Annotated in this window: 20 protein-coding genes; all 20 read left to right on the top strand. The window is 60.2% G+C overall.

Translation table 11 applies throughout. The features are described from left to right. The first annotated feature begins 17 nt into the window (after positions 1-17). Complete coding sequence (locus PBDP_RS17325; protein ID WP_249411799.1) at positions 18-728, top strand: flagellar biosynthetic protein FliR; 711 nt, start codon at positions 18-20, stop codon at positions 726-728. Continuing rightward, positions 725-1,798 carry an EscU/YscU/HrcU family type III secretion system export apparatus switch protein gene (locus PBDP_RS17320; protein ID WP_212801034.1) on the top strand — a complete coding sequence of 358 codons (1,074 nt, stop codon included), beginning with the start codon at positions 725-727 and terminating at the stop codon, positions 1,796-1,798. The genes PBDP_RS17325 and PBDP_RS17320 overlap by 4 nt, the downstream gene beginning before the upstream one ends. Further along, positions 1,795-3,879, top strand: a complete 2,085-nt coding sequence (locus tag PBDP_RS17315; protein WP_212801033.1) for a flagellar biosynthesis protein FlhA — start codon at positions 1,795-1,797, stop codon at positions 3,877-3,879. Before PBDP_RS17320 ends, PBDP_RS17315 begins: the two co-directional genes overlap by 4 nt. Then, a complete protein-coding gene (locus tag PBDP_RS17310; protein ID WP_212801032.1) occupies positions 3,876-4,586 on the top strand; it encodes a flagellar hook-basal body protein in 711 nt (236 codons plus the stop codon). The genes PBDP_RS17315 and PBDP_RS17310 overlap by 4 nt, the downstream gene beginning before the upstream one ends. Positions 4,587-4,601: 15 nt before the next feature. Then, positions 4,602-5,375 carry a flagellar hook-basal body protein gene (locus PBDP_RS17305; protein WP_212801031.1) on the top strand — a complete coding sequence of 258 codons (774 nt, stop codon included), beginning with the start codon at positions 4,602-4,604 and terminating at the stop codon, positions 5,373-5,375. Positions 5,376-5,380: 5 nt separating this feature from the next. Then, positions 5,381-6,082 (top strand): flagellar basal body P-ring formation chaperone FlgA, encoded by a 702-nt coding sequence (flgA, locus tag PBDP_RS17300; protein WP_212801030.1) that lies wholly within the window; start codon positions 5,381-5,383, stop codon positions 6,080-6,082. Beyond that, positions 6,069-6,647 (top strand): flagellar basal body L-ring protein FlgH, encoded by a 579-nt coding sequence (locus PBDP_RS17295; RefSeq protein ID WP_212801029.1) that lies wholly within the window; start codon positions 6,069-6,071, stop codon positions 6,645-6,647. Before flgA ends, PBDP_RS17295 begins: the two co-directional genes overlap by 14 nt. Beyond that, complete coding sequence (locus tag PBDP_RS17290) at positions 6,644-7,753, top strand: flagellar basal body P-ring protein FlgI (protein WP_212801028.1); 1,110 nt, start codon at positions 6,644-6,646, stop codon at positions 7,751-7,753. Before PBDP_RS17295 ends, PBDP_RS17290 begins: the two co-directional genes overlap by 4 nt. Before the next feature lie 9 nt (positions 7,754-7,762). After that, positions 7,763-8,140, top strand: a complete 378-nt coding sequence (locus PBDP_RS17285; RefSeq protein ID WP_212801027.1) for a hypothetical protein — start codon at positions 7,763-7,765, stop codon at positions 8,138-8,140. A 2-nt stretch (positions 8,141-8,142) separates the two neighbouring features. Further along, entirely contained in the window at positions 8,143-8,538 is a 396-nt protein-coding gene (locus PBDP_RS17280; protein ID WP_092461678.1) for a flagellar basal body rod protein FlgC, read from the top strand. Position 8,539: 1 nt separating this feature from the next. Continuing rightward, positions 8,540-8,845, top strand: coding sequence for a flagellar hook-basal body complex protein FliE (fliE, locus tag PBDP_RS17275; RefSeq protein WP_212801026.1), 306 nt, complete (start codon positions 8,540-8,542; stop codon positions 8,843-8,845). A gap of 3 nt (positions 8,846-8,848) precedes the next feature. Beyond that, complete coding sequence (fliF, locus tag PBDP_RS17270; protein ID WP_212801025.1) at positions 8,849-10,225, top strand: flagellar basal-body MS-ring/collar protein FliF; 1,377 nt, start codon at positions 8,849-8,851, stop codon at positions 10,223-10,225. Position 10,226: 1 nt separating this feature from the next. Then, positions 10,227-10,679 carry a hypothetical protein gene (locus PBDP_RS17265; protein ID WP_212801024.1) on the top strand — a complete coding sequence of 151 codons (453 nt, stop codon included), beginning with the start codon at positions 10,227-10,229 and terminating at the stop codon, positions 10,677-10,679. Further along, positions 10,666-11,391 (top strand): FliH/SctL family protein, encoded by a 726-nt coding sequence (locus PBDP_RS17260; protein ID WP_212801023.1) that lies wholly within the window; start codon positions 10,666-10,668, stop codon positions 11,389-11,391. The genes PBDP_RS17265 and PBDP_RS17260 overlap by 14 nt, the downstream gene beginning before the upstream one ends. A 10-nt stretch (positions 11,392-11,401) precedes the next feature. Next, positions 11,402-12,721 carry a FliI/YscN family ATPase gene (locus tag PBDP_RS17255; protein ID WP_249411798.1) on the top strand — a complete coding sequence of 440 codons (1,320 nt, stop codon included), beginning with the start codon at positions 11,402-11,404 and terminating at the stop codon, positions 12,719-12,721. Further along, the gene (locus PBDP_RS17250; protein WP_212801021.1) at positions 12,711-13,172 is read left to right on the top strand and encodes a hypothetical protein; all 462 of its coding nucleotides are present in this window, start codon (positions 12,711-12,713) and stop codon (positions 13,170-13,172) included. Before PBDP_RS17255 ends, PBDP_RS17250 begins: the two co-directional genes overlap by 11 nt. Beyond that, positions 13,162-13,935 carry a hypothetical protein gene (locus PBDP_RS17245; protein WP_249411797.1) on the top strand — a complete coding sequence of 258 codons (774 nt, stop codon included), beginning with the start codon at positions 13,162-13,164 and terminating at the stop codon, positions 13,933-13,935. Before PBDP_RS17250 ends, PBDP_RS17245 begins: the two co-directional genes overlap by 11 nt. Then, entirely contained in the window at positions 13,925-14,347 is a 423-nt protein-coding gene (locus tag PBDP_RS17240) for a flagellar hook assembly protein FlgD (RefSeq protein WP_013693099.1), read from the top strand. Before PBDP_RS17245 ends, PBDP_RS17240 begins: the two co-directional genes overlap by 11 nt. Continuing rightward, positions 14,347-15,525 carry a flagellar basal-body rod protein FlgF gene (gene flgF, locus PBDP_RS17235; protein ID WP_212801020.1) on the top strand — a complete coding sequence of 393 codons (1,179 nt, stop codon included), beginning with the start codon at positions 14,347-14,349 and terminating at the stop codon, positions 15,523-15,525. Before PBDP_RS17240 ends, flgF begins: the two co-directional genes overlap by 1 nt. A gap of 96 nt (positions 15,526-15,621) precedes the next feature. After that, positions 15,622-16,266, top strand: coding sequence for a FliM/FliN family flagellar motor switch protein (locus tag PBDP_RS17230; protein WP_249411796.1), 645 nt, complete (start codon positions 15,622-15,624; stop codon positions 16,264-16,266).

Here is a 16,266-nt window from a genome sequence, read left to right as displayed (position 1 = left end):
TCCTTAATGCGCTTCTCGTGTCGGTCAGGTTGATTCCGCTCGTGGTGGTTTCGCCGATCGTGTTTTTTTCGCGCATTCCATTGACCGTCCGGTTGATCCTGGCACTGGCGTTGTCCGCTGTGTTGGTCGGTAGCATGACGCTCACCCAGGCCCCTGTTTTCACACTGCCGGTGGTGTTGGGCGAGTTGCTGCTGGGTGTGTTGATGGCGTTCGGTTTTCATGCCGCCCATGCCGGTGTCGATATGGCCGGTAAGTTGATCGACACTCAAATCGGCTTGAATGCCGCGGGCGTTTTTGACCCGGGTACTTCCAACATGACTGGTTTGATGGCTGATTTACTCAGCTGGTCGTTGGGAGCGCTGTTTGTCGTGCTCAATTTGCATCACGACTTGCTCAGGGTGTTCGCTCAGTTGCTGGTGGCGGTTCCGCCCGGCAGTGTGTCGCTGACCACGTTGTCCGTGTCTTTGGCGACGGTCATGACGCAGCAGTTTTTGCTGGCGTTCATGATTGTCGTGCCGGTGATCCTCGGGTTGTGGCTGATCGATGTGGCGTTTGCGTTTTTGTCCCGTTCCATGCCCCAGGCCAATGTCTATTTCCTGTCCTTGCCCCTCAAGTTGGGCGTGGGCATGTTCATTTTTATCCTGACCTTGCCGATGATCGTGCAGCGTTTGCCGCTGCTGATTGAAAACGCCTTGCGGTTTGCCCTGTCGCCGGCGGGTGTTCAATGAGCGATCAGCAGGACAAGAGCGAAGAGGCCACGCCCTACAAACTCGAAGAGGCCCGCAAGAAAGGGCAGGTGCCTCGCAGCCCCGATCTGTTGTCCTTCATCATGTTGTTGACGTTCCTGATGGTCTTTTCGGCCATTGCTTATCCCTTGGCGAGTGTCATTGCTGCTCACACCCATTGGTGGTTGGGCAACGCCGGGCAGTTGGGGCAAGGCTTTGGTTACCTGGGCGAGCAGGGCGGCTACAGCTTGCGACAGGTGGTGTACGGATTGTTGCCGTTGATTGGTGCGCTGGTGTTGATGGCGATCCTGACGAATCTGCTGTTCAGCGGTCCGGTGTTTTCAATGACGGCCTTGAAGCCCGACTTCAAGCGACTCCATCCGATCCAGGGCCTGAAGAAACTCTTTTCGCGACGCATGTTCGTCGAGCTGATCAAGGTGCTGGTCAAGGGCGCGCTGTTTTCGTTGGTCTTGTATTACCTGTTCCAAAGCGTGCTGCCGCAACTGTTCGGCATGGCGACGATATCGCCCCTGGAGTTGCCCCAGGCCGGCAAGCAATTGCTGATGCAGTTGGGGTTTACCGTGCTGGCGGTGATGGCGGCGGCGGCGCTGTTTGATATCTGGTATTCGCGACGCGAGTTTGGGCGGCAGATGCGCATGAGCCGTCGGGAAACCAAGGATGAACATCGCCGCCGCGAGGGCGATCCTGAAGTGCGCGCCAAGCGCAAAGGCATCCAGCAGGCGCTGCTGAAAAAGGCCGCCGCGCTGGGCCAAGTCAAGGATGCCGACGTCATCATCACCAACCCGACGCATTACGCGGTGGCTTTGCAATACCGGCCTTCGAGCATGCTCGCACCCAAGGTGCTGGCCATGGGGCGTGGCTTGCATGCCCGGCGTATCTGTCATGTTGCGCGGAAGCACCAGGTGCCGATTTTGCGTCGTCCGCCCTTGGCGCGGGCGCTGCACGCCCTGGCGCGGGTCGATTCGGCGATTCCGGATTCGACCCAGGCCGATGTCGCGCGTATCTACCGCTGGGTGATCGCGCTGCCAGGCAATAAGGTGCTTGCGCCATGAAGCCACTGTTGTCGCGCCTGCTGTCCGAGGGCAGCGATCTGCTGCTGGCCGTGGCGGTCATTGGCATTTTGCTGGTGTTGTTCACGCCTATTCCAACATGGTTGTTGGATCTGCTGTTGCTGACCAACTTTGCCGTCGCGTTGATGGTGCTGCTGGTGACGTTCGACATCGATAAGCCGTTGAGCTTTTCGACCTTTCCGTCGCTGTTGTTGATGACCACCTTGTTTCGCTTGGCCCTGAATATCTCCGCGACGCGGCTGATCCTCACCGATGGCGATGCCGGGCTGGTCATCGCGGCGGTGGGCACCCACGTGGTGGGTGGCAACTATGTGATCGGCTTTGTGATTTTCCTGATCCTGGTGGTGGTGCAATACGTGGTGGTCACCAGCGGTGCCCAACGCGTGGCCGAGGTCGCCGCTCGTTTCACCCTGGATTCGTTGCCGGGTAAGCAGATGAGCATCGATGCTGACCTGAACATGGGCATCATCGACCAGGAAGAAGCCAAGCGTCGGCGCAGCCAGTTGGAGCGTGAGTCGAACTTCTATGGAGCCATGGATGGCGCCTCCAAGTTCGTCAAGGGCGACGCGATTGCCGGTATCGTGATCATCGCGATCAACATCATCGGCGGCCTCTCGGTCGGCATTCTGCAGAAGGGCCAGAGCTGGGGCGATGCGTTGCATCACTACACGTTGCTGACGGTCGGCGACGGCATCGTGACGCAGATTCCGTCGCTGATTATCGCCGTGGCGGCGGGCATCATCATCACCCGCGCCGCGACCGATGCTCGGCTGGGGCCAGAGCTGGGGCGCCAGGTGTCGGCTTATCCCAAGACCCTGGTGGTGGTGGCGCTGGTTACGCTGTTCCTGGCGATGATGCCAGGGTTGCCCTTGGTTCCACTGATGATGCTGTTTTGCGCGTTTGCCGCGGCGGCGTGGTTTTCCTACCGCAAGTTACGGGGCAAGGCCAGCGCAGGCGAGGACCCGGAGCAGGACCTGCTGTCCGGGCAAGACAGCGAATCCAGCGACGTCTACGCATTGATGAACACCGATGCGTTTGAACTGCGTTTGAGTGCCGACCTCGCGGCTCACGTCCTCGCCGCTACCAGCACCTTGAGCCTGCGCATCGAAAACCTGCGCAAGCAGTTCGCCAAGGATTATGGCTTTGCCTTGCCATCGCTCAACGTGCACGCCGACAAGAAGCTGGCCAATGGCACCTACCAGGTCTGTGTACAGGGCGCGGTGATTGCCGCGGGCGAGTTGGAGTTCGATAAGTTACTGGCGATCAACCCCGGCGGCGCAACGCTGGTGCTCGAAGGGCGGGCCACCAAGGAACCTACCTACGGGCTCAAGGCGCTCTGGATCGAAGTGGCGCAACGGGCCCAGGCGCGCACGGCGGGGTACACCCTGGTCGAGCCCGACACCGTGTTGCTGACCCATTTGTCCGAGCTGGCCCGCCGCTATGCGCCGGAGTTTCTGACCCGTGCCGAGACCGAGCGACTGATCGAGAAAAAACGCGCGGGCTTGGGCAGCTTGGTGGATGAACTGGTACCTCAGGTCCTCAGCTACTCGGACATCCAGCGGGTGCTGCAACTGTTGCTGCGCGAGCAGGTGTCTATCCGCAATCTTGAGACGATTCTCGAAGTGCTGGTGGATGCGGGACGCAGCAACAAGAACGCCGAAGACCTTGCCGAGCGGGTGCGTGAGCGCCTGGGGGCGGCCTTGTATGAGCGTCTGGTGGATAAGAACGGCGAGCTCAACGTGTTGACGATCGCACCGCAACTGGAAGGCTACATGCTGGCGGCCTCGCGTCCTCGCGAAGGCCTGCAATCGGCATTGTTGCCGGCCCAGGAACTGGAGCGTTTCGTCACCACCGTCGCCCGGGAAGCCGAACGGCAACTCAGTGGCAACAAGCAGCCGGTGCTGTTGTGCGCGGCACCGTTGCGCCGGGTCTTGCGGGCCTTCATGTCGCGCGCCGTGCCGCACATGGCGGTGCTGTCGGTCAATGAAGTGGGGCAGCACGCCCGCGTCACCTCGGCGGGCATGATTGACCTGCCCGGTTTCCCCAGCCTGGAGTCCCCATGAGCGATTTGATCATGCAACTGGCTGGGGTTATCCAGCGTGATATCGACAATCTGAAAGCGGTGTCGCAGAACGTCGCCAACGCCAATACCGTTGGCTACAAGGCCGAGCGCACCTTCAACGTCATGGCTTCCAACGTGGCCGGCCCTGGTGTCGCCGGCGGGCTGGATGACATCCAGGTGCAGACCTGGATCAGCACCGACGGCGGTGCGTTGCAACACACCGGGCGGGCCACGGACCTGGCGCTGGCGGGCGATGCCTGGTTTGCGATCAAGACACCGGGCGGTGTGTTGTTGAGTCGCGATGGCCGTTTCCAGGTCGACAAGGCCGGTTATCTGGTCAGCAGGGCGGGGTACCCGGTATTGGCCGACGACGGTCCGCTGCAGGTGGCGGATGGGATACTCAAGATCGATGGGAGTGGCGAAGTCAGTGTCGATGATCGACCGGTAGGGCGCCTGAGCATTGTCCGCGTGGACAATCCGCAGCAGTTACTCGCCGTTGGCGATGGGCTGTATGCGGCCAGTACCGGGATCACACCCGCCAAAAATTTTGTGGTGCATCAAGGGCTGTTGGAACGCTCGAATGCGGCCATGGGCACCGATATGGTGAAGATGATGGAAGTGTCGCGGCATGTCGAAACCATGCAGCGAGCGCTGTCGGCCTACGACGGCATGCTCAACAGCGGTATCAACCAAATTGGCAAGAACTGACCAAGGAATGTGCTTGTGATTGACTCATTAAGTATTGCCAGCTCCGGGCTGACCGCGAACCAGGCATGGATCGATAGCATTTCGAACAACGTCGCGAACATGCAGACCATCGGCTACAAGCGCAGCCAGGTGGACTTTCACGACATGGTTCGCGAAGTCGGGACACGCGACGATGGCGGTGGCATGGCCGAGAGCCTGCTGACCGGTGCGGGCATCCAGGTTTCGCAGCCGAGCCAGGTCTTCAGCCCAGGCACTGTCCGCGAAAGCGGCAACGCATTGGACCTGGCCATCCAGGGCGATGGGTTCTTCGAAGTGGCGTTGCCGACGGGTGAGTTGGCGTACACCCGCGCGGGGCGTTTTCACCTCGACAGCGAAGGTCAACTGGCAATGCCGGATGGGCAGACGCTGACGGCCGATCTGCGCGTACCGCCGGACGCACGCAACCTGGTGATCAAGCAGAACGGGGAAGTCCAGGCGACCATCACCGAGACCGGCGAGATCATCAGCGTTGGTCAGGTGCAACTGGCCAAGTTCGCCAGCGCCGAAGCATTGAGCAAACTCAGCGACGGCCTCTATCGACCGACACAGGCCAGCGGCGAAGCCATTTATGCCGAGCCGGGTCGGGATGGTCAGGGCGTGTTGCTGCAAGGCTATGTCGAGATGTCCAACGTCAATCTGATCGACGAGATGAGCGGGCTGGTGCTGGCCCAACGTGCCTACCAGATGAATGCGCGATTGCTGCAAGCCAGTGATCAGATCCTGGAAACCATCAATAACCTGCGCCGTTGATCCTGATGAATAGCCATTGGTTGGCCGGACTCGGGCTATGGCTCGCCAGTGCGGGTTATGCCCAAGCGGCGCCCGCTGCCAGTTGTGATGCAGCGGCGGCAAGTCATGCCTTGGACATGGCTACCCAACGTATCCAGGCGCAGTTGGCTACGCCCGAGATTGAGCTGCAGCTCACGCCCATGGGGGAGCTGCCGGCCATGGCGCATCCGCAGATCAGGCTGTTGAGTCAGGGCATTCGCAGCCGGGTGTCGGTTGCGTTGAGTGGCACGCTGTGCGGTCACGAGCGGCCCAGCGTGGTGACCGTGTGGTTCAAGGTCCAGGCCTGGAAGCAGGCGTGGGTCTACGGTCGCAATGGGCGTGCCGACCAGGCCGTGGCCGATGTTCAGCCGCGCTTGGAGCGGGTGGACCTGGCGGCGGCGCAACTGGCGCCCGGCGATTTGCCCAACGACCTTGCAGGGCTTTGGCTGACGCAGTCGGTCAATGCCGGCATGCCGGTGCTCAAGCGTCACCTCAAGGCCGAGCCGTTGGTGTACCGCGATGCGCCGGTGACCGTGGTGGTCTATGGCCCGGGCCTGATGCTGCGCACCGAAGGCAAGGCGCTGCGTCCGGGGGTGTTGGGAGAACGTGTACCGGTGATGCTGGACGGCGCCGAATCAAGCCTGTTGGCGGTGGTCGCCGGTAAAGGAGAGGTTCATGTGGACCAGTAACGTTCGCAAGGCAGCACTGCTGATGCTGTTGCTGCCGGGTATGGCTGGCGCACAGAGCCTGATCAACCCCGATGGCTATCGCTCCCTGACCGGGGACCGCCGTGGCTACCATCTCGGCGACACCCTGACGGTGCTGGTGGTGGAGTCGACCACGGCGCAGAGTGCGGCCGGCACCGGGGCCGAGAGCAATACCGACATTTCCGCGCGCACGGGCCTGGACAGCAACACCCATCAAGCGAACCTGGGCTTGAGAGGCGATACCAACGGCAACGGCCAGACCAACCGCAGCGGACAGATTCGTACCAACGTTTCGGTACGGATCATTGAACAACTGCCCGAGGGTTTGTTGCGCGTCAGCGGCGAGCAACGGGTGACGGTCAACGATGAAAAACAGCAGGTGCGGATCACCGGTCTCGTTCGGCCCGATGACATCGCCTACAACAACACGGTGCTTTCCTACCGCCTGGCAGACGCACAAATCGACATCGTCGGTGACGGTGTGGTGACCGACGCGCAGAAGCAGAACATCGTTTTTCGGGTGCTCAAGTGGCTGCGAATCTTATGAAAATAGTTGCTCGACTGCTTGCGGGCCTGCTGCTTGCCCTTTGGCTGCAGCCGACGTTGGCTGATGTGCGGATCAAAGAACTCACACGCATTCAAGGCGTGCGGGACTACTCCATTATCGGCTACGGCTTGGTAGTGGGTTTGGCCGGCACTGGCGATACCGACCGCAATCGGGCCACTCGCCAGTCGTTGGTCAACACCCTGAAGAACTTCAACGTGAATGTCGCCGATGGTGACCTCAATACCCGCAACACGGCGGCGGTGATGGTCACCGGAAATCTGCGTTCGTTCAGCGAGTCGGGGGACAAGCTGGACGTTGAGGTTTCTTCCCTGGGCGATGCCCGCAGTCTGCTCGGCGGCACCTTGTTGATGACCCCCCTGTATGGCCCGGACGAAAAACTCTACGCCCTGGCCCAAGGGCCGATGTCGGTGGGTGGCTACGTCTTTGAGGCCAACCAAAATTCCGTGCAGAAGAACCATCCGACCGTCGGGCGCATTCCTCGGGGCGCCAGCGTCGAGCGTTCGGCCTTTTCGGAAAACGATGAGGTTTCGAAAAAGCTGGTGCTGATTCTCAATGAGCCGGACTACACCACCGCGCAACGTATCGCCGATGCCTTGAGTCGCGAGTTGGGCGTGCCCGGGGTGCGTGTCGTGCATGCCGCCAAAGTGGAGGTCCCCGTGACCGCCGGCATGACCGTGCCTCGGTTGATTTCGCGGGTGCAGAACGTTTCCGTGGCGCCGGACTACGCCGCCCGGGTGGTGGTCAACGAACGCACCGGCACGGTGGTGGCGGGCGCCAATGTCCGATTGGGCGAGGTGAGCATTTCCCAAGGTTCGCTGAGTGTCGTGATCAGCACCAAGTTCCAGGTGTCGCAGCCCTCGTGGGTGGCCCGCACCGGGCCGAGCGTCGGCACGGTGATTGTGCCTGACACCGAGCTGACGGTGAATGAAGAAGAACACGGCCCAGTGAAGTTGGCCGAGGGCGCGACGGTGGGGGATCTGGTGAAAGCCCTCAATCAGGTTCGATTGAGCACCCGAGAAGTCATCACCGTGTTGCAAGCCATCAAACAGGCGGGCGCTTTGCACGCCGAACTCATCGTTCAATAAGGAAGATTGATGTCAACCGATATGAATCTTGCAATAGAGACCGTGCGCTTTGCCATGAGCCTGGAGCAACTGCGGGCGAAGGTCGCGGCGCACAATATCGCCATGGCCAACGTTCCGGGGGGCAAGGCGATGCGCCTCAACGGCTACGAGCCGATGGCCGCCTTGCGCGGTTTGCACAACGACCCTGAGTTGTTCGGCCAGGCCTTGCGTTCGCTGCAGGACAGCGAGCTGACGCCGTATTTGCAAAGCTATACCCCGGGCACGCCATTGGCGCTCGACGGTGAAGTGGCGCAGATGTCCGCCGCGAGCGGTCGCTACCAGGCCTTGGCAGACGGCGTATCACGCCAGTTCGCATTGATGCAGTTGGCTGTCCGGGGAGGTCGCTGAGCATGCCGTTGGACAACATCAGCGAGATCGTTCGCGGGAGCATGGCGTATGAGCGTTCTCGGGCGGAAGTCGCCAGCTACAACCTGGCGATCGCCAACGTGGCAATAGGGCCGGGCGAACGTTCGCCATTGCTCAGCGTATCTCCACCCACCAGCTTTGTCGGCCAACTGGGGTTGCAGCAGCCGCGGGTTCACGCTCAAGCGCGTAGCGACAGCCGCTTGGTCCATGAGCCGAGCCATCCCATGGCTGACCAGAATGGCATGGTGCATTACCCCAACATCGAAGCGGCCAGGGAGATGGCAACGCTGGTATCGGCCACCCGTGCCTATGAAGCCAATATTCGCTCCTACAACAGCTTGCGTGAAATGACGCTCAAAGCCTTTGAAATTGGAAAGTGACATGACCGCTGCCATTGCGCCTATTGCATTGCCCCCCGATCTTTCACCGACCGCTGCCTTGGCGGACGGACCGATGGGGCCTCAGGGCACCGACTTTGTCGATTTGCTGAAGTCGGGTGCCACTCAACTGAATGCACAAACCGGCCAGGCCAGCCAGATGCTGTCGGCTTATGCACTGGGCGACAACATTGCGCCTCACGATCTGGTCATGGCCATGGAGCAGGCGAAGCTGTCGCTGCAGTTGGCCGTGGAAGTGCGCAACCGTCTGGTAGATGCCTACCAGGAACTCACGCGGTTGCAGATCTAAACCATGGAGAATCAACCGGTGTCCTCGTTCCTGGCGGGTCGTACCCGCGTCTTTCTGATCGGCGCCTTGCTGATTATCGGTCTGCTGGCCGCGTCGGCGTGGTGGGTGATCCGACCGCAATATGTGGCGTTGTACAGAAACGCCGACGAGGCGTCCCAGGCTCAGATCTTGGCCACATTGAGTCAGCGTCATGTGCCCTATCGGATCAATACACAGCAGGGTGCGATTGAAGTCCTGGCCGATCATGCGGCCTCTGCCCGTATGTATCTGGCTGAGGCGGGTATCCCGACTCGTGGCGGTACCGGGTTCGAGCTGTTCGACAAGGCCGACTACGGCATGTCGGAGTTCAGCCAGAAAATCAACTACCAGCGGGCCATGGAAGGGGAGCTGGCGCGCACGATCATGAGCATGTCCGAAGTGGAATATGCTCGTGTGCACCTGACGTTCAAGAAAACCAGCCTCTACCAGCAGACGGAAGAACCACCCAAGGCGTCGGTGATCGTGCGTCTGCGTTCCGCGGGGTCGTTGATGCCACAGCGGGTCAGGGGGATTCAGCAACTGGTGTCGTCGGCGGTGGAGGGCATGACCCTTGAGCGCGTTTCGGTACTCAACGAAGATGGGCAGGTACTCAGTGCCTCCGATGGCGCAGCGGCGGCACCGGAACACCTGCAATTGACGGCCCAGGTCGAGCAGGCGCTCAAGTTGAAGGCCGAGGAGTTGCTGGCGCGTCCGCTCGGCAATCATGGTGTCGATGTGTCTGTGCGAGTGCTGATGAATTTTGACCGGGTCAAATCCATCAGCGAGCAACCGCTGACGAATAAAATGCGTCGTGAAAAGCGTACGGAATCCACCGAGAATTCCAGTGGCGAGTCCACCAGCAAACGCTCCCAGAACAATCGGGAAATCGATTATGAGGTGGGTAAGGCGCGCGCTGAAACCGAACATGCGACAGGCAAGATCGAGCGCATTACCGTTGGCGTAGTGCTCAGCACACCGGTATCGGACACGCAAATGAAAGATATCCAGGCGTTGCTTGAAGCGGCTTTGGGGTTGGATCTCAAGCGGGGCGATCGTTTGGTGATGGTGTATATCCCCGATATGCCCGTGCCGGATACGCCTAAGGTGGCCGAGCCCTTGGCGCAACCGGTGCCAGTGAGTAACGCTGAGGTACCTGAGCCAGTCAATGCTGATCTATCGTTGCCATGGACGCGCTGGTTGGGTGTCGGCTTGCTGGCTGCCCTGTCAATCGGTCTGTTGATGCTCTGGGCAAAAGGACGACGCAAGTCTGTTTCCGTGCCCGCCACTGTGCCGCGAATGACATCGGTCGAGCGCGAGCAATTGCTGGTGGACTTGCGCCGCTGGCTGTTGGAGGGGCGCTGACATGGAGTTCTCAGCGCTTCGTAAAGCGGCTATTCGCCTTGCCTGTTCTCATGCCGAAGACCGTGAGTGGATTCTGGCGCGGCTGGAATCCGAGGAGCGTCGCCAGGTCGAGGTGCTGTTGGAGGAGATCAATCTCCTGGGCTTGAACAACGATCCTTCCGTTGTCGCCGGGCTGATGAGCGAGCTGGCGGCAACACCGCCGGCCCCTCGCACGATGCCCGACAACGCGCCGCTCAAGGCCCGGCTTTCGAAAGCGACGCATCCGTTCTGGGGCGCGCTGGTCCTTCAATTGGAAACACCCACTGCACGCCGTGAAGTGTTGGGTGGCCTAGCCAACAGTGCCGAGATCCGTCGTTGGGATAGCAAGTTTGCCAAGCAGGTGTTGCCCCCGGCACTGATGAGTAGTTTGAAAGCCCGGATGGATGCCCAGGAGGCGGGTGATGAGCACGCCTAAGCCGCCCCTGTCGTCGACGGTGTTGCGTCAACCTTCCCAGAACCTGGGGACTCGACGTCTGCCAACCTTGGGTGCCGATATCCGAACGAACACCTTGCCCAATGAACCGCTTCAACCGGACGTGAAGCAGACGTTGCGCGAGACCTTCGCGCTGGAACTCGCGCAAATTGAGCGGGAGAGTCGTGAGAAGGGGCTATTGGAAGGCAGCAGACAGGCCCGTACGCAACTGAGCGAGGCCCTGGCCCATCAAGAGCAGCAATGGCTGAAGAAGGAAGCCTCTTTGCGTACCGCGCTCGAAACGGAACGTCTTCAACTCGCACGATTGGTTGAAGCCTTGGGGGCGCAACAGAAACAGTTGATGGCGGCCATGGAACCTTCGCTAGGACGGCTCGCACAGGCAGTGGTCACTCGCTTTTTAGACCTGCATGCCGAAACGCGTCCGTTAATCGCCGACCTGGCGAGGCGCGCCATCGAAGAGTATCAACTGGTTGGTCCCATGCGGATTCGTGTTGCCCGTGGGGACTATGAAACGTTGCTTCGACTGGCGCCGGATGACGCGCTATTGGCATCGTTTCAGGTCGATCCGCAGGCCTCCCTCGGTAGTTGCCTGATCGACTTCGGCGGTGGTCAGTTGGATGTCGGTGTGCACACGCAACTGGGCAATGTCGCAGCCGTGTTGACCGGGGGAGATGGCCGTGTGGCAGGGGCTTGAGAGTCGACTGTTGACGCAGCTTACCCAGGCCCGCCTGTGTCGGCGCCTGGGCCGTTTGAGTTCGATCCAGGGCATGGTGCTGCACGCCACCGGCTTGGATGTCCGGCTGGGAGAGTTGGTGGACATCCACCCGGCTCGCGGTGGCGAGGTCATTGCGGCTGAAGTGGTCGGCTTGCGCAGTGAATCCACCTTGTTGATGCCTTATGGACCGGTGGATGGTTTATGCCTGGCCAGCGAAGTCCATGCCCGTGGAACCCCCTACACGGTTCCCGTGGGGGCCAGTCTGTTGGGACGTGTCCTGGATGCGACCTGCAACCCCCTGGATGATTTGCCGGCCCCGGAAGGGCTGACGCGCATGCCGCGTTTCGTGGCACCGATCAATCCTTTGCATCGTTCGCCGATCGACACCACGCTGCTCACCGGTGTGAAAGCCGTCGACGTCTTCACGCCGCTTGGGCGTGGTCAGCGAATCGGGATTTTTGCTGGCAGTGGTGTGGGGAAAAGCACCTTGCTGGGCATGATGAGCAAGTATGCCGAAGCTGATGTGATCGTGATCGCCCTGATCGGCGAGCGCGGTCGAGAAGTGGGGGATTTCATTCGCGACAGCCTGGGGCCGGAAGGTTTGAAAAAGGCCGTGGTGATCGCCGCGGCTGCCGAGCAACCGGCGGTCCTGCGGCGCCAGGCAGCCTACACGGCGACGACGATCGCCGAATGGTTCCGCGCCCAGGGCAAGCATGTGTTGCTGATCATGGACTCGATCACCCGGTTTGCCCTGGCCCAGCGTGAAATCGGACTCTCGACGGGCGAGCCCATGGGAAGCCGAGGTTATACGCCTTCGGTATTTGCCCTGTTGCCGCCGCTGATGGAGCGCGCCGGCGCGTTGAATGGGCAAGGGTCCATTACGGGGGTCTATACCGTGTTGGTCGAGGGCGACGATATGAATGAGCCCGTGGCTGACCATATGCGGGCCATTCTCGACGGACATATTGTCTTGAGTCGCAGTGTGGCGGCCCGTGGGCATTGGCCAGCCATTGATGTGCTGCACAGCATCAGTCGATTGGTGGGCGCCCTGCATACCCAAGAGCGTAAAAACCAGGTCGAGCGCCTGCGTTCAGCGCTTGGCAATTATCAGAACAGCGTGGACCTGATCGAGCTGGGCGCCTATGAAAAGGGCTCGCAGCCGCTGCTGGACACCATGATCGAGTTGAAACCCGAGTTCGATGCGTTGTTGCAGCAAACCCCTCAAGAGCATTTCGCTGCATCAAACACCTGGCAGACGGTTCATCAGTTGTTCCAGCGGCTGGGCAAGGGGGTGAGCGATGCAAGATGAATGGCGCAAGTCGCGGCAATTGAAGGCGGCTTCTCGTTTGCGTGCCATGCAGCGGGAGAAGGCAGAACTGGCTTACAACCGCAGTCGCCGTGAGTTGACCCAAGCCGAGCATCGACTGAAGGCGGAGCAGGTTCGCTACGACAACCTCCAAGCGAACCATGAGGCGTTGGGGCGTATTGGCGCCATGCTCGATCCCTCCCAGCACGAACAGCGCTTACTGGCGCAGACAGCCGCTTTTCAGCGGCTTGAAGCGGCGCATCAGCCCGTCATTGAGGCACGAAGCCTGACGCATTCGGTCATGTCACACCTGCTCCAGTGCAAGGTGAACGAAGACCTCATCGACAAGGCCAAGGATCGACTGCAGGTGCTGCTGGACAAAGCGGTGCGTGACTACGAAGCCATCGACATTTTTGATGCACAGCAAGCTCAGGGGATGGGACATGGCCGTTAAAGTAGGGGTATCGTTGTGGACCATGGCGGCTGATCAGCAACGTCCTCCCGCTCGCGATACACAGGCCAAGGACTTCGAGCGCAAAATTGGCCTGCATGATCAATCACCGACTTCAAACGACAGCGCAGGTCAGCAGCGCAACCCACAGGTGATGTCGGGGCAACGACTCGCGCACTCTGCCATTGCTGAAGCGGATCTGGCGCGGGTCGTGCAGTTGCGTTCCGGCGGTGCGTCAGCGTCCATGACTGCCGAGGCGCTTGAACTGTACGCGCTGGGTGCACACGCCGGGCATCACCTGTCCTATCTTCCCGATGTATTCCTGGCGGAGCCGGGTGTGCACAGCGTTGCTTCAATCGTTGCTGAGCAAGCCTACTCAGCGCCTTCCAGCGCCTTCTCGACGATTTCGGCGATGTCCTCCATGCCCGGTGCTATCTCGACAAAAGGCCCCGATAGACCCTGGAGCGAGCCCGTTGCCATTGAGCAACAGGGCGCTGAAGACGCCACCGATCATCCGCTGTTGAGCTATTTGAACGGGAAATGGCCGGATCGGCATTTTCAGTTTCTCCCTCGGGGTAAAGGTCTCGAGTTGCTGGTGCGAGACTACCGGCTCACCGCGCAAGAGCGTGATGAGCTGATAGACGAGCTCTCTCGTCGGGCCTCATCGATGCCTGAGCGGCCGCAGCAGATCTGGCTCAACGGTCAGCAAGTCTGGCGCGCAACACCTCTTTCGAACGATTACCAAGGTGAACACGATGGCCGTTGAAGCGATCGGTAATGAGCTGAGTTCCACCACCTCGGAGTTGGCCCAGAGCCGTCTGGGGCAGGAAGACTTCATCAAGTTGTTCTTGACCGAACTGACATTTCAGGACCCGCTGGAACCGATCAACAATCGCGAGTTCCTGGCACAGATGGCGCAGTTCGCCAACCTTGAGCAGACCCGGATCACCAACGAAAACACCGACAACCTGGTGTCCATGAATGCCACTTCGCAGTCCCTGGGACTGTTGGGGCGGCAAGTTGAAGTCAGCATAACCACGGGTGGAACGGCGATTGGCTCGGTGACGGCGATTGCGTTTTCGTCGACCGGGCCGGTGCTGTCCGTCAAACGAACCGACGGTACGGTCCTCACTGACGTGCGGCTGTCACAAATCAAACTGGTCAGGCAGGGGGCGTGATGCTGCAAGCTTTCTTTAATGGAATGAGTGGCCTGTTTTCCTTCGCCAAGGGCTTGGATAACGTCTCCAATAACGTGTCGAACATGAATACGCCCGGCTACAGAGGCAGCGATACTTTTTATCGCGCCGTCAACGGGCAGGATGGCCAGAGCTTTGGTTCAGGCATCGCAGGTACCCAAGTCCGTATCAAGCCGGGTGAGAATCGCCAGACGGGCAATAACACCAACGTAGCGGTCAATGGCGCCGGTTATTTCGTTCTGCGCGATGAACAGGGGGCGCTGTCATACACCCGCGCCGGGCAATTCGAGGTGGATAAGGACGGCTATCTGGTCGATACCATCAGCCAGCAACGCATCGCGGGTATCGACTCGTCGGGGAATCTGCGCGATATCAATATCCAGGGACAACGCACCTTACCGCCGCAGGCCACCACCCGAGTCGAGATGGTGGGGGCTTTGGCGCGCACCGGTACTACGGAGGCGACCCATCAGATCAACGCCATCCAGGTGTTCGACTCGACCGGTGCGAGCCATACCCTGAGCGTAAAATTCGAACCGAAAACGACGCCCGCCAATAGCTGGAGCGTCACGGTTTCCGACGCGAGCGGCGCTCAGTTGCAGACTGGCACCATCGCTTTCGGCGTAGATGGCAGTCCCTCTGCCGGTTTCAACACGTTGTCGGTTCCGTTGACGGTTAATGGCAAGGTCCAGAGCATTGTGCTGGATTTCGGAACACCGGGTAGTTTCAACCTGGCTTCCCAGGTCGCCAGCGGACCGAGCCATACGCTGGGCGCACGAGTGGTCGACGGCAGCGCCGTTGCCGGCCTGAATACCTTCGCATTCGACGAGAAGGGCATTCTTAAATTCACCTACGCCAACGGCGAGAAACGTGATGGCAGCCAGTTGGCGCTGGCGGACTTCGCCGATGAAAGTGCCTTGGTCGCGGGCGCCAATTCGCTCTACCACGCGCCTTCTTCCATGAAGGCAGAGTTTGGCCGAGCGGGGGAGAAGCAGTTTGGTCGCATCCAGGGCGGTTACCTGGAGTTGTCCAACGTTGATCTGGCCCAAGAGTTTGGGGACATTCTGATCATTCAGCGCGGGTATCAGGCCAGCTCGAGAGTGATGACGGTCTCCAATGAAATGCTGGAGCAGTTGTACAACGGAACGAGAGGGGGCTGAACAATGAGGATGTTGGGATTTGTCGGCACGACTCGTCTACACATGGCCTGTGAGCGATTACCGGCCGTGGCCAGGCATTGGTATGAGCAGTGGTGCATGCCAGATGCACGCCACACCTGCGAAGTGAGCTGTTCGGCCCTGGATGATTCAAGTGACTGGGCATCGGCACTGGCTTGGCAGAGTGCCAAATCAGTCAATGGCTCAATCAACCTGGCGGGTGATGGGGCTTCGATGATCTTCGGGCCTTTCATGCAGGACGTGCCAGAGGATGAGACCGCGAGGCATCTGGTACGCGAAGCACAATTGGCGCTGATCAATAATGTGCTTGAGGTCCTTGGGCAAAGTGGCGTCTCCCATTTAACCGCCGAGTCGTCTCGGCCATCCTCGGGTTTACTCAGTGCCCAGGTATTGCTGCAACTGCACGTCGGTCAATCGACGCTGCATCTGTCGCTGGATGCGGCATTGTTCAATGCTGCGCTAGAGGAGCCTGTTGCCCGCACGCCGTTGATCGAGCGTAAGCAGGCACTGGGTAATGCTCGGGTGAAGTTGTCCGTGCGTCTCCCCTTGGCGAGCCTCTCTATCGGAGATATGCGAGACCTGCGTCCTGGGGACACATTGCGCGCCAGTGCATTGCTGGCCGATCCGGTCTCGCTGCAACTGCTCGAGGGCCCTGTGATCGCGAGTGGCTACTTGGCTAAGCAGCAAGGCCAAGTCGCCGTGCAGTTGATTTCCCATGAATGA

Origin of the sequence: Pseudomonas sp. St290, assembly GCF_018325805.1 — a bacterium.
Lineage (GTDB): Bacteria > Pseudomonadota > Gammaproteobacteria > Pseudomonadales > Pseudomonadaceae > Aquipseudomonas > Aquipseudomonas bijieensis.
The sequence above is the reverse complement of the archived record's forward strand: the minus strand, read 5'-3'. Positions and strand labels throughout refer to the sequence as shown.

Excerpts from the sequence above, each read along its gene's own strand:
- PBDP_RS17260 (WP_212801023.1), top strand. The coding sequence starts at position 10,666 with ATGAGCACGCCTAAGCCGCCCCTGTCGTCGACGGTGTTGCGTCAACCT.
- PBDP_RS17290 (WP_212801028.1), top strand. The coding sequence starts at position 6,644 with ATGAAAATAGTTGCTCGACTGCTTGCGGGCCTGCTGCTTGCCCTTTGG.
- PBDP_RS17230 (WP_249411796.1), top strand. The coding sequence starts at position 15,622 with ATGCCAGATGCACGCCACACCTGCGAAGTGAGCTGTTCGGCCCTGGAT.
- PBDP_RS17285 (WP_212801027.1), top strand. The coding sequence starts at position 7,763 with ATGTCAACCGATATGAATCTTGCAATAGAGACCGTGCGCTTTGCCATG.
- flgF (WP_212801020.1), top strand. The coding sequence starts at position 14,347 with ATGCTGCAAGCTTTCTTTAATGGAATGAGTGGCCTGTTTTCCTTCGCC.
- fliE (WP_212801026.1), top strand. The coding sequence starts at position 8,540 with ATGACCGCTGCCATTGCGCCTATTGCATTGCCCCCCGATCTTTCACCG.
- PBDP_RS17320 (WP_212801034.1), top strand. The coding sequence starts at position 725 with ATGAGCGATCAGCAGGACAAGAGCGAAGAGGCCACGCCCTACAAACTC.
- fliF (WP_212801025.1), top strand. The coding sequence starts at position 8,849 with ATGGAGAATCAACCGGTGTCCTCGTTCCTGGCGGGTCGTACCCGCGTC.
- PBDP_RS17280 (WP_092461678.1), top strand. The coding sequence starts at position 8,143 with ATGCCGTTGGACAACATCAGCGAGATCGTTCGCGGGAGCATGGCGTAT.
- PBDP_RS17310 (WP_212801032.1), top strand. The coding sequence starts at position 3,876 with ATGAGCGATTTGATCATGCAACTGGCTGGGGTTATCCAGCGTGATATC.
- flgA (WP_212801030.1), top strand. The coding sequence starts at position 5,381 with ATGAATAGCCATTGGTTGGCCGGACTCGGGCTATGGCTCGCCAGTGCG.
- PBDP_RS17245 (WP_249411797.1), top strand. The coding sequence starts at position 13,162 with ATGGCCGTTAAAGTAGGGGTATCGTTGTGGACCATGGCGGCTGATCAG.
- PBDP_RS17240 (WP_013693099.1), top strand. The coding sequence starts at position 13,925 with ATGGCCGTTGAAGCGATCGGTAATGAGCTGAGTTCCACCACCTCGGAG.
- PBDP_RS17250 (WP_212801021.1), top strand. The coding sequence starts at position 12,711 with ATGCAAGATGAATGGCGCAAGTCGCGGCAATTGAAGGCGGCTTCTCGT.
- PBDP_RS17315 (WP_212801033.1), top strand. The coding sequence starts at position 1,795 with ATGAAGCCACTGTTGTCGCGCCTGCTGTCCGAGGGCAGCGATCTGCTG.
- PBDP_RS17295 (WP_212801029.1), top strand. The coding sequence starts at position 6,069 with ATGTGGACCAGTAACGTTCGCAAGGCAGCACTGCTGATGCTGTTGCTG.
- PBDP_RS17265 (WP_212801024.1), top strand. The coding sequence starts at position 10,227 with ATGGAGTTCTCAGCGCTTCGTAAAGCGGCTATTCGCCTTGCCTGTTCT.